At 57.0% G+C, this 12,972-nt stretch carries 13 protein-coding genes, 1 tRNA gene and 1 pseudogene; 9 read left to right on the top strand and 6 right to left on the bottom strand.

Annotated features, from left to right (window positions below):
* Positions 1-82 precede the first annotated feature (82 nt).
* Positions 83-1,075 (top strand): 2-hydroxyacid dehydrogenase, encoded by a 993-nt coding sequence (locus tag IQ241_RS10290; protein WP_193906696.1) that lies wholly within the window; start codon positions 83-85, stop codon positions 1,073-1,075.
* Between the two features lie 206 nt (positions 1,076-1,281).
* On the top strand, positions 1,282-2,331 hold the full coding sequence (hppD, locus tag IQ241_RS10285; RefSeq protein ID WP_193906694.1) for a 4-hydroxyphenylpyruvate dioxygenase: 1,050 nt from the start codon (positions 1,282-1,284) through the stop codon (positions 2,329-2,331).
* Positions 2,332-2,373: 42 nt separating this feature from the next.
* On the opposite strand, the gene IQ241_RS10280 is transcribed toward hppD, so the two are convergent.
* Entirely contained in the window at positions 2,374-3,015 is a 642-nt protein-coding gene (locus IQ241_RS10280) for a CPP1-like family protein (RefSeq protein ID WP_193906692.1), read from the bottom strand.
* 447 nt (positions 3,016-3,462) lie between these two features.
* On the opposite strand from IQ241_RS10280, the gene IQ241_RS10275 reads away from it, so the two are divergent.
* The gene (locus tag IQ241_RS10275; RefSeq protein ID WP_228021560.1) at positions 3,463-4,185 is read left to right on the top strand and encodes a response regulator transcription factor; all 723 of its coding nucleotides are present in this window, start codon (positions 3,463-3,465) and stop codon (positions 4,183-4,185) included.
* A gap of 8 nt (positions 4,186-4,193) precedes the next feature.
* Here IQ241_RS10275 and IQ241_RS10270 read toward each other — a convergent pair whose 3' ends face one another.
* Positions 4,194-4,670 (bottom strand): hypothetical protein, encoded by a 477-nt coding sequence (locus IQ241_RS10270; protein ID WP_228021559.1) that lies wholly within the window; start codon positions 4,668-4,670, stop codon positions 4,194-4,196.
* Positions 4,671-4,888: 218 nt separating this feature from the next.
* Positions 4,889-5,542 carry an L-threonylcarbamoyladenylate synthase gene (locus tag IQ241_RS10265; RefSeq protein ID WP_193906686.1) on the bottom strand — a complete coding sequence of 218 codons (654 nt, stop codon included), beginning with the start codon at positions 5,540-5,542 and terminating at the stop codon, positions 4,889-4,891.
* A 107-nt stretch (positions 5,543-5,649) separates the two neighbouring features.
* Here IQ241_RS10265 and larC point away from each other — a divergent pair, with 107 nt between their 5' ends.
* On the top strand, positions 5,650-6,984 hold the full coding sequence (gene larC, locus IQ241_RS10260; protein WP_193906684.1) for a nickel pincer cofactor biosynthesis protein LarC: 1,335 nt from the start codon (positions 5,650-5,652) through the stop codon (positions 6,982-6,984).
* Here larC and IQ241_RS10255 read toward each other — a convergent pair.
* Positions 6,982-7,065: transfer RNA gene (locus IQ241_RS10255), tRNA-Leu, on the bottom strand. The two genes, larC and IQ241_RS10255, sit on opposite strands and share 3 nt — an antisense overlap.
* A 158-nt stretch (positions 7,066-7,223) precedes the next feature.
* On the opposite strand from IQ241_RS10255, the gene ndhL reads away from it, so the two are divergent.
* From ndhL to trpA, 3 genes are all read left to right on the top strand, one after another.
* Complete coding sequence (gene ndhL / locus IQ241_RS10250; protein WP_193906814.1) at positions 7,224-7,433, top strand: NAD(P)H-quinone oxidoreductase subunit L; 210 nt, start codon at positions 7,224-7,226, stop codon at positions 7,431-7,433.
* A gap of 8 nt (positions 7,434-7,441) precedes the next feature.
* A complete protein-coding gene (locus IQ241_RS10245; RefSeq protein WP_193906682.1) occupies positions 7,442-7,774 on the top strand; it encodes a DUF3007 family protein in 333 nt (110 codons plus the stop codon).
* 75 nt (positions 7,775-7,849) lie between these two features.
* Entirely contained in the window at positions 7,850-8,644 is a 795-nt protein-coding gene (trpA, locus tag IQ241_RS10240; RefSeq protein WP_193906680.1) for a tryptophan synthase subunit alpha, read from the top strand.
* Between the two features lie 37 nt (positions 8,645-8,681).
* Here trpA and IQ241_RS10235 read toward each other — a convergent pair whose 3' ends face one another.
* Together IQ241_RS10235 and IQ241_RS10230 are read right to left on the bottom strand one after the other, a co-directional pair.
* Positions 8,682-8,954 carry a hypothetical protein gene (locus IQ241_RS10235; protein WP_193906678.1) on the bottom strand — a complete coding sequence of 91 codons (273 nt, stop codon included), beginning with the start codon at positions 8,952-8,954 and terminating at the stop codon, positions 8,682-8,684.
* Positions 8,955-9,106: 152 nt separating this feature from the next.
* Positions 9,107-9,694, bottom strand: a complete 588-nt coding sequence (locus IQ241_RS10230) for a DUF1003 domain-containing protein (protein ID WP_193906676.1) — start codon at positions 9,692-9,694, stop codon at positions 9,107-9,109.
* 350 nt (positions 9,695-10,044) lie between these two features.
* Between IQ241_RS10230 and IQ241_RS10225 the strand changes: the two genes are divergently transcribed.
* Positions 10,045-11,619 (top strand): ABC transporter permease, encoded by a 1,575-nt coding sequence (locus IQ241_RS10225; RefSeq protein ID WP_228021567.1) that lies wholly within the window; start codon positions 10,045-10,047, stop codon positions 11,617-11,619.
* Between the two features lie 429 nt (positions 11,620-12,048).
* A pseudogene (locus tag IQ241_RS10220) lies at positions 12,049-12,972 on the top strand (hypothetical protein); the annotation flags it as partial.

The following is a 12,972-nucleotide window of genomic DNA, read 5'->3' as shown; positions in this document are numbered from 1 at the left end:
TGACTGATAGATTTTCCTATCCGCTCTCCTTTGTCGCAAGCGTTAGCAGCAAAGCCCACCGGATTAAACGCCACTGAGTCCTATGAAAATTGCCGTCTTCAGTACTAAGCCCTACGACCGCCAGTTTTTAGACCGGGCCAATCAGGGCTATGGCTACGAGCTGACCTACTTTGAACCTCGGCTGAATCGCGCCACGGTGCCGTTAGCCAACGGCTATGAGGTTGTTTGCTGCTTCGTTAACGATGAGCTAGATGAAGCGGTCCTAGCCGCGATCGCGGCTCAAGGCACCCAGCTGATTGGGCTACGCTGCGCGGGCTTCAACCAGGTCGATATTGCCGCTGCAAAGCGCCTGGGCCTGACTGTGGCTCGCGTTCCTGACTATTCACCCTACGCCGTGGCTGAACATACCGTAGGACTCATCTTGGCCCTGAATCGAAAAATCCATCGCGCCTATGCCCGCGTGCGGGAAAACAATTTTGACCTGGAAGGGATGCTGGGCTTCGACCTGCACGGCTGCACCGTAGGCATTGTTGGAACGGGTAAAATCGGTGCCCTGGTCGGTCAGATCCTCCACGGCTTTGGCTGTCGGCTGATGGCCTACGATGTCCGCCCCAACCCCGACTGCGAAGCTCTGGGCGTAACCTACACGGACCTGCCAACCCTGCTGAAGACCGCCAACATTCTGACCCTACACTGTCCGCTAACGCCCCAGACCCATCATTTGATCGACGCCGAAGCGGTTGAGCAGATGCCGGCGGGGGTGATGCTGATCAACACCAGTCGGGGAGCGCTAATCGATACGGAAGCCATCATCAACGGGCTCAAGACCCATAAAATTGGCTACCTGGGCCTCGATGTCTATGAGCAGGAAAGCGACTTATTCTTTGAAAACCTGTCCGAGCGGGTGATCCAGGACGACGTTTTCCAGCGCCTATTGACCTTCCCGAACGTGCTGATCACCGGCCACCAAGCGTTTTTTACCCGCAATGCCCTGGAGCAAATTGCCAAAACGACACTGGCCAACATTGACGCTGTTTACCAGGGAACGCTTCCCGCTCAAAACCAAGTCGCCTAAACCCCTCTACTCTTTACTCTGCACCCTCCACCGCAAAAGCTATACCCGGCTACCGAGCAGACAAATGTGCTGAATAATACGAATGCGGGGCATCGTTTTGCGAAAAAATACGGCAGAATTGGGAGCATTCTCTCGCAAGGCGCACTTGAGTGCAAATGTTCACTAAGAACAATAGGATGAGCGAAGGAATCTGTAGCGGAGAGACTATGCACTTTCACCATCTGCATTTCTATGTTGAGAATGCTGCGAATTGGCGAGACTGGTTCATTCAAATGCTGGCATTTCAACCGCTGACCGCGTTCCAACAGGCAGATCGGCATACCGAAGTGCTGGCTCAAGGCGCCATCCAAATTCGTCTATCGGCACCGCTGGATCAGAATGGCAGCGTTGCCTGCTACTTACAGGCCCACCCGCCAGGGGTCGCCGATATTGCCTTTGCCGTAACCGACCTGGATGCCTGGGTGAGCCGGGCCAGGGCTCAGGGCGCTAGGCTACCGGACCCAACCGCTGCAGCGCTGCCAGGACAGACCGAGCGCTGCTGTCAGATTCAGGGCTGGGGAGATCTGTGTCACACCCTGGTAGAAGTCGATCCCGACTGGCTGGAACGTCAGCCTCGGGGAACTTATCTCTCGACGATTGACCACACGGTGCTGAACGTGCCTGAGGGGCAGCTAGCCGCCGCGATCGCGTGGTATGCAGCCGTCTTCGGCTTCGAGCCGCGCCAGTCATTTACGATCGAGACGGCGCATTCGGGCCTGTGTAGTCAGGTGATTGGCCATCCTGATGGAACGGCCCAGCTGCCGATTAATCAGCCCAGTTCGCAGAATTCCCAGATTCAGGAATTCCTGACCCACAATCGGGGCGCAGGTATCCAGCATGTCGCCCTGGGCTGTCCGGATATGGTCAGCACGATCTCGGCCTTTCGCGATCGCGGCCTGCCCCTCATATCGGTGCCGTTCACCTACTACGACAGCCTCCAGCTGCGTTCAGGGGCGGCTGAGGCTGAGGTAGACTGGCGCGCGATCGCGGCTCAGTCCATCCTGGTTGACTGGGCCGCTGACAATACGGCGGCGCGGCTGCTACAGACCTTTACCCAGCCGATTTTTGCTGAGCCGACGTTCTTCTTTGAATTTATCCAGCGCAGCCGCTACCGCGACGGCAGCCGGGTCAAAACCGCCCAGGGCTTCGGAGAAGGCAACTTTCGCGCCCTGTTTGAAGCGATTGAGCGGGCTCAGATGCAGCGGGGCAGCCTTTAGCGGGGCAGCCTTTAGCGGGATAGCCCTTAGACAGGCCGTGGGCTAGCGCAGGAAGCAGGTGACAAACCAGAGCACGATAAAGGCGATCACGGACGCGATCGCCGCAGCCTGCCCAGCGGGCAAGGTCGTCCCCTGGGAAGCTAAAATTTGCACCAGTACAAAGCCAATGGTCAAACCGACCGCCAGCGCGGCAGCAGATAGCAGAATCGCCCGCCAAAACTTACGCTCTTTGCGATTCAGAAAATAAACGCTCGCCATCACGCCAAAGCCGAGTAGGGCAGAAGCGCTGGCCGGATCAGACGAGGCGGCAAACCAGCTCGCGATCGCCAGGCCTAAAAAGGTCACCGAAGGCCAGAGAAACTCCTCTCTTTCCGGCTGGTCTAAAAAATCTTGGAGCCACTGGGGGCTGCCGCCGCTGGGCAGACTTGGCCCCTTGCCAACCGTAGCTGGCGGGTCGGCCTGCTTTTCGGCATAGCGAATCCGGTCGGGCACTTTAATCTTGCCCTCCTTACGCAGCCGGAAGAGCTCCATCAGAATAGAGTCGTAGGCAGCCTCGACGCTTTCCCGCTTTTTCGGGTCATCTTCATATTCTTTAACCAGCCGCTTTCGGGCCGACTGGACTTCCTCAAATGACGAAGCCTCGTCCAGTCCTAGCGTTTTGTAGTGGGCGTTTTGTTCGCTCATCTTAGAGACCTCTAGCCAACCTCAGCGTAGACCCATGCTCAGCATAGAAAACTTCATGAAGAGATTGGGCATAATCAGGATGTGGCTTCAGTATAAAAGCCCTAGCCCCCAGTGTAACCATGGACAGTCCGAAACGAGAACGGCAGCTCATCAATGTCAAAAAACTTTGTCAGAAAAGTTTTGCCAGATTTTCAGAGAATTGCCAAAACCAAATTACGAAAGATAAAATCGGCTTAATCTAATGCTAGCTTGCGCTATAAAACTCAACGAACGACAGCTTTTCCTGATAGGGTTATGGATGCATTGTAAAAATTTTTGTGGGCGCTGTGGGGGCTCGAAGATCGGGGAGATGGAGGGTTTAAGCCCAAAATCGGCAGCCCTGACGGACAGATGGCCCCAAGCCGCCGTTTTTATTGCTTATAGTTTCTTAGCAATCGGGTGATGACTATGACCACCGCCAAAATCCTCGTGGTTGATGATGAGCCTGCTATCCGCAACTTAATCCACCGCTTCTTAGCTAAGCAGGCCTATCAAATGGAGTCGGCTGAAGACGGCAAAAGCGCTCTGGCCATTTTTGAGCAGTTTAATCCCGACTTGGTGATCCTCGATGTCAACCTGCCCGATGCTAACGGCTATGACCTCTGTAAAGAGATGCAGGCCCGCACCGGCGTCTTTGTCCTGATGTTGACCAGCCGCAATGATGAGGCCGATAAGATTCGCGGCTTTAATCAGGGGGCGGATGACTACATTACCAAGCCGTTTAGCCTGGGTGAGCTAGAAGTGCGGCTGGGGGCAATCCTCAAGCGCCAGCGCCCGGTGACCGCCGCTGAGCAGCAATGTCTGACCTTTGACAAGCTATCGATCGATCCGATTCGGCGAGAGGTATCGCTGGCCGAAGATCCGGTCCCGCTGACGGCGCTGGAATTTGACCTGCTGCATTTTCTTGCCAGCCATCCGGGGCGAGTCTGGCGGCGCACAGAGCTGATTCAAAAGGTCTGGGATTACGAATACGTAGGCGATCAGCGCGTCGTCGATGTCCATATCGGCCAGATTCGTAAAAAAATTGAGATCGATACGACCCAGCCCACCCTGATTCAAACCGTACGTGGCGTGGGCTATAAGTTTGAGCCACCCGCCGATATGGCTGGCAGTACAGAGGTGGTCGGCTAGGCCCGGGCTCAGCGGTCGGCTGAGTTGCGGAGCTGCCAGGCCAGGCTGACAATTTGGCTCCAGCTGCGCCGCACCTGCTTGGGGGTTTGGCCCAGCCGCTGGGCGATCGCGTTCAGTCCGTCGGGCAACTCAGACCGCTGGGCCTGCTGTCTCAGTTCGAGCAGCTGGCGCTGTGCGGGGTTGAGCTGCGCTAAAAAGCGCTGCCAGGCTTGGGGCGTAAGGCCGAAATTTTTCTCTAGGTCAGCCCCCAGCCACTGGTGCACCAGTTCCCAGCTATGGAACTGAGCAAACCGCTGGACATGGTATTTAAATCGCTGCTGTAGGTAGTCGCGCTGGCGGGCGGTCAGGCCCAGAACCTGGTCGATATCCGCCGCGGCCATGTCCTGGAGCCGGAGGTAGATTGGGTTTTCATAACAATTTCCTGGGGACTTGCATCGGGTTGCCAGAGCGCTGGGCGAGTCTGCCAACCCGGCTGCGTTTGACAATTTCACTCTAAAAAGAGCTTCGCCTTGACCGTTTCATCCTTGTGACAGTATCCCGGAAAACTGTCACAGCTGAACCTGCCAGGAAGTGACAAAAATCCGTTCTTAGTCCCGAATGTAATCGCCAGAATAATTTACCAAAAAGGCTTACAGAATCTAGGCTAAATTCACTAGAGGCGCTAAGCTCGCTCGCTATGGCCTGTGCCAGTTGAACGAACAGTCTACGATTGGGCAAGGCTGGCTCCCCATGCGATCGCGTCCTGCCAGCCCTGCCCCTGACGGGTAATCACCGGGTCTTTGCCGGTAAAATCCAGAATAGTTGACACCTGATAGCCCAGCTCAGTCTCGGTATCGACAATGCCATCCACCTGGCTGCCCAACCGGTCGAACAGCTCGGCTTTAGACAGGGGTTCGTCATCGGCTTGCCTAGCGACCGAGAGCGCTGAGGTCGAAATAATTGGATTTCCCAGAGCCTTAATCACTGCCAGGCAAAGCGGATTATTGGGCACGCGAATGCCGGTCGTCCGCCGTTTGGGATTCATTACCAGCTTGGGCACCTCGCGGCTCGCCGGTAGCAGAAAGGTATAGGGACCCGGAATTAGATGCTTGATTAAGCGGTAGGCCGGGTCGCTCACCTGGGCAAAGCGAGCAATATTGGAAAGCGACGAGCAGAGAAAGGTCAAGGGCTTATCGTTAGACAGCTGTTTCAGCTGACGGACGCGCTTGATCGCGGCCTGATTGCTGAGGTCACAGCCGATGGCATAAACCGTATCGGTGGGGTAAAGCAAAACAGCCCCCTGCTGTAGCGTGGCTCGCACGGCTTCCACCTGACGCGGCTGGGGGTTTTGCGGATGGATTCTATACTGAGTCGTCATGCTGCCTATTAGAGACGAAGTCGGGAATAAAACGCGAATAGGGATCTGCTTTAAAATCGGGGCATCTCCATTATCGCAGCGGCTCTTCCCGCTTTGGAATGCCTGTTATGAAAACCCTAGCCTATCTAGACTGCCCCACTGGGATTGCCGGAGATATGTGCCTGGGGGCGCTAGTCAATGCGGGCGTTCCCCTAGACTATCTGGTGGAGCAGCTCGAACGGCTTCCCCTGCACGGAGAATTTAAGCTTTGGGCCGAGCGGGTAGAACGGCAGCAGCAGGTCGCCACCCAGCTGCATGTCGATTTGCTTCCGCCCGAGACAGGTGAGCACAGCCGCGGGCATAGCCATGGGCATAGCCATGGGCACAGTCATTCCCAGGGGCGACAGCTGCCCCAAATTGAGGCCCTGATTCAGGCGGCGGAGCTGCCCGAGCCGGTAACAGCGCAGAGTCTGGCTATCTTCCAACAGCTGGCCCAGGCCGAAGCTGCCGTACATGGTATTGCCCCTGAGCAGGTTCATTTCCACGAAGTTGGCGCGGTCGATGCCATTGTCGATATCGTTGGTACCTGCTTGGGCCTAGACTGGCTCCAGGTCGATACGCTCTACTGCTCGGCGCTGCCTACCGGCGGTGGATTAGTCCGCGCGGCCCATGGCCTGCTACCGGTGCCTGCCCCCGCCGTGCTGCGGCTGCTGACGATGGCTCAGGTGCCGGTCTACAGCAACGGCATTGAGAAAGAGCTGGTGACGCCAACGGGGGCTGCGATCGCGACCGCCCTCGCCACCCAGTTTGGCCCACCGCCGCCCATGACTTTGCAGAAGGTAGGGCTGGGTGCTGGCGGCCATGACCTGCCCATTCCGAATATTCTGCGGCTGTGGGTGGGGGCAGCGTCCGAGCCTGAGCGGTTCCCCGCTAGCCCTACCGAGCACCAGCATGTTGATGCCAAACCTTCTATCTCCGCCGCCCAGACCGAAGCGATCAGCCAGCTTGAAACCCAGCTCGACGACTTTAGCCCTCAGGGCATTGGCTATCTCTATGACCAGCTCTTTGCCGCCGGGGCCGTCGATGTGTTCACCCAGCCGGTGAGTATGAAGAAGTGCCGCCCCGGAACTTTGGTGACGGTGCTCTGTCCGCCCCAGGCGGCAGCGGCCTGTACGGCAGTACTTTTCCGTGAGACGACGACTCTGGGCGTACGCTCGACTGTGCAGCAGCGGCAGGTTTTGCAGCGGCAGTGGGCCGCGATCGCAACGCCCTACGGCGAAGTGCAGGTCAAGATTGCCCGCTACCAGGCCGGGGGTGAGATTCTGAATCTCCAGCCTGAGTACGAAGACTGTGCCCGATTGGCCCAGATCCACGGCGTGCCCTGGAAGCAGGTCCATCAGGCGGCATTGGCGCTGGGCTCCGACCAGCTCATCCACAGAGCGGCAATCCGGGCTTCTGAATAGGGGCGGAGGGACTTGAACCCTCACGACCTTAACGGTCAACGGATTTTAAATCCGCAGCGTCTACCATTCCGCCACGCCCCCAGAGGATGCCTAAGCTTTCCCCAATCTATTCGAGCACCAACTTGGGTTAAGCGCAACCTATTCAGCTAATCTGAATTGCCGCGATCGCGCTATTCACCCCGCGCCCACCCGCCGGGAAAGCGCTAAGATTATATAGCTGAACCTGAGTGACGGAACCTATGCTGATTGCGGCTCTCCTCTATGCTGCCCTGGGCGGACTGTATTTGCTGGTGATTCCGGCGGCGCTGATGTACTACCTGAAGCTGCGCTGGAATACGGTGAGCTCGGTGGAGCGCCTGATTTTATACGCGCTGATGTTTGTCTTTTTTCCGGGTATGCTGCTGCTCAGCCCACTGCTCAACTTCCGCCCCCAGCGACGTGAAGTCTAGGCCAGGCGATGCGGCGGATTGACGTAATTGGAATTGGCCTCGGGGTATTTATCGCTGGCGGCGGGCTGTATCTGCTGTTCTTGCAAGCGGGGTTTGATCGCCTGTCAGCGGGAATCTGGAGCCAGGTTATTTTTGTCGGTGGGTTGCTCGGCTGGGTGATTACCTACCTGACCCGGGTGCTAGGTAAAAACATGACCTACAATCAGCAGCTCAAAGACTACGAAGATGCCGTCTTACAAAAGCGGCTGGACCAAATGACGCCGGCGGAGCTGGCAGCGCTCCAGGCAGAGATTGAGCAAGAGCGGCAGATCAAAGAAGCCGAACCGAAACAGCCAAAATAGCTGAACCAGGCGTTGTAATCTAGAGTTCTGCACTGTATATGAACAAAATGTGAACGAGCGCCCGATTAGGTTTTTATGATCTCTGTGTCTGAACAGTTTAAGCGGCTGCGCGATCTCAAACAGTGCGCCCTAATTCCCTTCATTACGGCGGGCGACCCAGAATTAGAGACGACGGCTGAAGCCCTACGGGTGCTTGATCGTAGCGGTGCTGACCTAATTGAGCTGGGCGTCCCCTACTCTGACCCGCTGGCTGATGGCCCGGTGATTCAGGCGGCTGCAACGCGCGCTTTGCAGCGCGGCGTCCGGCTAGACGACGTGCTGACCTTGGTGGAGCAGATCAGCCCACAGCTTTCAGCGCCGCTGATACTATTTACCTACTACAACCCGATCTTGAATCGAGGTATCGAAGCTTTTCTACAAGACATTTATAATGCTGGGGCTCGAGGCTTAGTCGTCCCCGATCTGCCCTTAGAGGAAATGGAGAGTCTGCTATCTCTGGCCCAGGCCATTGGCATTGAAGTAACGCTGCTGGTGGCACCGACGACACCGGCGGCCCGTATCCGCGAAATCGCGGCCCGCTCCCAGGGATTTATCTACCTGGTCAGCGTCACCGGCGTCACCGGCGTTCGCAGCGGTATTGCCGACCGGGTTAAGGATTTGCTCGCCGAGCTGCGCAGCACGACTGAAAATCCGGTCGGGGTTGGGTTTGGCGTATCGGCCCCAGAGCAGGCTCAACAGCTCAGGCAGTGGGGAGCTGACGCCGTGATTGTCGGCAGCGCCTTTGTCAAACGGCTGGCTGAGGGTTCCTCTGAAGAAGGATTAGCGGCCATTGGCAAATTTTGCCGAGAGCTAAAAGCAGCGATTGATTAAGCCTACTCTCGGGTGAAGCGCAAAAAATTGACCCGGTTCAGCCGCCCCAGTCGGGGCAAGGCGCTTCCTGCTGCCAGCCGTAGGGATGGATAGCGCAAACCAGCAGCGTGCGAGTGGCCTGGCGGGTGCCGTAGCTCAGGCCGTGGTAGTTAAGACAGCCCTGGCAGACTGATGAACAGGTGGACGGAGTTTCGGCAAAGCCGACCTGCGATCGCAGAATCTGAGTCTTGCTTTGCAGCTGCCGCCAGCGCGTATAGTTGCGCAGGTGAAAGCGACAGTTAGCGCGGTGGAACGTTTTCTCAGCACTCATAGTCTGACTCCCTAATGGCGGATGCACCGCGCTCGGCCCGGTTGACGTGACTCTCTGCCTCTATGGTAGTCGCGGCCCGCGGCGTCTCACTCGGCGAAAATTACAGACGTAGTAGAAATGAGGCACATGCTGGCTAAATCTTCAGTTTCTGACTAGGCGCTTGGGGTGACGTCAGAGGTCAAATCCGCGATTGCGTCATCGTCTTGCAGGTTCTCCTGCAAAATATCTAGCACGACCTGCGGGTCAGTCGCCTGCTGCATGATTTCAGCTTCCCAGTCTTTGCGATCGCGGAGCTCAGGCAGGTCTGCCCGCATTTCTTCTAGCAGGGCGATCAGCTTTGCAGTTTTTTGCTCAGTTAAAAGGTTGATTTGCAACATCAGGTGCGATCGCTGCTCGGCCAGCTTTTCTTGACGAGTTTGATGCACCAGCACCCCCGTAGCGATTAGCAAAGCGGCCGTATCCAGCATCTGATTTTGCAAATCGTACTTAGGCAGGTTAAACAGCAGCGTAGGTTCCCCTGTTAGGTGGCTCCAGCCTATCCACACGACAAAAAACAGGATTAGCGTATACAAAAAAGCGGCCGTTCCAAAGGCCGCCGCTACTTTCTCTAGCAGCTGTTTATGCAGCGGCTCGGTCTGGACCTGTTTGGCCTGAAGGCCAATGACCGTTTCAATGTTCTGAACCACCTGCTCGGGCAGAGGATATTTTTCGCCGTTAACGTAAACAGAGCCTGCGGACATATGAATCACAGAGTGCGAGTTTTGAGAGAAAGTATCCACGTTCACCAGTACCCTTCGGAGGTACGTTTAACCCTATAGCCCAGTTTAACGGCAGCATAGTGACATCGGAGACAGTATACAAAGTTCCCTATCTGCACTCGGTCAGCCGGATCATCAGGCTGGCTGAAGCGCCAGCGGTCTGCTATTCAGCCCACCGATACAGAATGCTAGAGTAGCTTTACTATCGCTCTAAAGGGAGTATGACTGCAAAATGGCCCCTTTTGGCTAAAGCTCTGGCTCCGCTTAAACAGGCGAGCGCTTCATTATGGAATAGCTGGACCGCAGCAGTGCTGCTGATTGCGCTGCTGACTATGCTGCCGGTGCTGGTTGTCCTCAGTAGCGTATTCACTAATTCCAGCGATGTCTGGGCGCATCTGGCCGAGACAGTGCTGACCCGGTACATCCTCAACTCGCTGGGGCTGATGCTGGGGGTCGGGTCTGGCGTATTGCTGCTGGGAGTTGGGACGGCCTGGCTGGTGTCAATGTGTCGGTTCCCGGGTAGCCGCATTTTAGAATGGGCGCTGCTGCTGCCGCTGGCGGCCCCGGCCTATCTGCTGGCCTATACCTACACTGATTTTCTAGAATATTTTGGGCCTGTCCAGACCACGCTGCGATCGCTTTTTGGCTGGGAAGGGGTTGCGGACTATTGGTTTCCCAATTTGCGATCGCTCGGGGGCGCGATCGCGCTTTTCAGCCTTACCCTCTATCCCTATGTCTACATGCTGTCCAGGGTTACTTTTCTGGAGCAGTCAAGCTGTACCCTAGAGGCCAGTCGGGCACTGGGCTGTACCCCTTGGCGCAGTTTCTTTACGGTGGCCCTGCCGCTGGCTAGACCCGCGATCGCGGCAGGTACCGCCCTGGCCCTAATGGAAACGCTCAACGATTTTGGCACAGTGCAATATTTTGGCGTTTCTACCTTCACGACGGGTATTTATCGGACCTGGCTGAGCCTGGGCGATCGCACTGCGGCGGCACAGCTGGCGGCGGTGCTGATGCTGTTTATCCTGGTGCTAATTTTACTGGAGCGCTGGTCGCGGCGGCAGGCCCGATACTACCAAACGGCGAACCGGTTTCAGTCGCTCACGGCCTATGACCTGCGCGGCTGGCGAGCCCTGCTAGCGCTGGCGGCCTGTAGCCTGCCGATTGGGCTGGGACTGCTGCTGCCTGGCGGACTGCTGCTGCATATGACCGTCACCCATGCCGACCAGACTCTAGACTCAAATTTTTGGCCCCTGACCTATCACAGCCTGCTGCTGGCGCTGATTACGGCAGGAGTCGTCAGCGTGCTCTCGCTGATTCTGGCCTATGGCGTGCGGTTACAGAACAGTCCGCCCATGCGGTTTGGCGTGCGGGTAGCGGCTATGGGCTATGCTATTCCCGGCTCGGTGATTGCCGTTGGCATTTTGCTGCCCGTGACCCGGCTGGATCGCGCGATCGCGACCGGGCTCCAGCCGCTGGGTATCTCTGTGGGGCTGCTGATCAGCGGTACGATTGCGGCGCTGGTTTTTGCCTACTCGGTGCGATTTCTGGCGGTTTCCCTCAGCGCTGTTGAGTCTGGCCTGGCAAAAATTCGTCCCAGCCTGGATGACGCCTCTCGCAGCTTGGGCTACACGCCGACTCGCACGCTGGCTCAGGTCCATGCGCCACTGCTTAGCGGCAGCCTGCTGACAGCGGTGATGCTGGTCTTTGTCGACGTGATGAAGGAACTCCCCGCCACGCTGGTGATGCGCCCGTTTAACTTTGACACGCTAGCGGTGCAGGTTTACCAGTACGCCTCAGACGAGCGGCTGATCGAGGCGGCGGCTCCAGCTCTGATGATTTTGCTGGTGGGGCTGTTGCCGGTTGTTTTACTCAGCTGGCAAATTGCTAAGGCTAGACAGGGTTAGCAGTGGGACCTCAGTCGGCTAGGGAAGCATTGGCGCTCAACGACCAGGACATCTTCACGACTGGCTAGGCGGGTCCTCGCAATGGGATGCCTGAGCCGGTGACGACTGCGCTACCCCAGTCGTCACCGGCTCAGTGCAGGCAGCAGCACGCATGCGCATCCCAGTTTTGCCAGCCCTCACCCTAAATCCCTCTCCCCCGGGCGAGGGACTTTGAGTTTTGCTCAGCTTTCGGGCCGAGTTCCTTTCCCCTTTCTCCTCGGGGAGAAGGGGAAAGGCTTCTACTTTTTGCAAACTATACCCATGGCGCACGTTTGTAAAATTTTATCCAAAACTTACCGATGCAGAATCGGAGAGCAGGTAGCCGATGGTAAATTTTAAAATATAACTTCCGAGAATTCACTTAGACCTATTCGTATAAATAGAACCACCATGGCATTTAACTCAGTCTTAAACCTCTCTGATCTAGACGGCAGCAACGGCTTTGTGATTAACGGCATTGATGCCAGTGACGTCTCCGGCCGTTCAGTGAGCGGGGCCGGGGACCTCAACGGCGACGGCATCGATGACCTGATTATTGGTGCATTCGCTGCCGACCCCAACGGCAGCGGTTCTGGCGAGAGCTACGTGGTGTTTGGCAGCAAGAATGCCTTTAACGCTAGTCTCGACCTGGCTAGCCTGAATGGCAGCAACGGCTTTGTGATTAACGGCATTGATGCCGGTGACCGCTCCGGCATTTCGGTGAGCGGGGCCGGGGACCTCAACGGCGACGGCATCGATGACCTGATTATTGGCGCAGACGGTGCTAACCCCAACGGCAGCAATTCTGGCGAGAGCTACGTGGTGTTTGGCGGCAGCGATGTCGGTAACAGCGGTAGTTTAGAACTCTCTAGCCTGAATGGCAGCAACGGCTTTGTGCTGAACGGCATTGATGCCTATGACCGCTCCGGCCGTTCGGTGAGCGGGGCCGGGGACCTCAACGGCGACGGCATCGATGACCTGATTATTGGCGCAGACGGTGCTAACCCCAACGGCAGCGGTTCTGGCGAGAGCTACGTGGTGTTTGGCAGCAAGAATGCCTTTAACGCTAGTCTCGACCTGGCTAGCCTGGATGGCAGCAACGGCTTTGTGCTTAACGGCATTGATGCCAGTGACTTCTCTGGCATTTCGGTGAGCGGGGCCGGGGACCTCAACGGCGACGGCATCGATGACCTGATTATTGGCGCATACCTGGCCGACCCCAACGGCAGCTATTCTGGCGAGAGCTACGTGGTGTTTGGCGGCAGCGCTGTCGGTAACAGCGGCAGTTTAGAGCTCTCTAGCCTGAATGGCAGTAACGGCTTTGTGCTTAACGGC

Source organism: Vasconcelosia minhoensis LEGE 07310 (genome assembly GCF_015207255.1).
Classification (GTDB): domain Bacteria; phylum Cyanobacteriota; class Cyanobacteriia; order Phormidesmidales; family Phormidesmidaceae; genus Vasconcelosia; species Vasconcelosia minhoensis.
The sequence above is the reverse complement of the archived record's forward strand: the minus strand, read 5'-3'. Positions and strand labels throughout refer to the sequence as shown.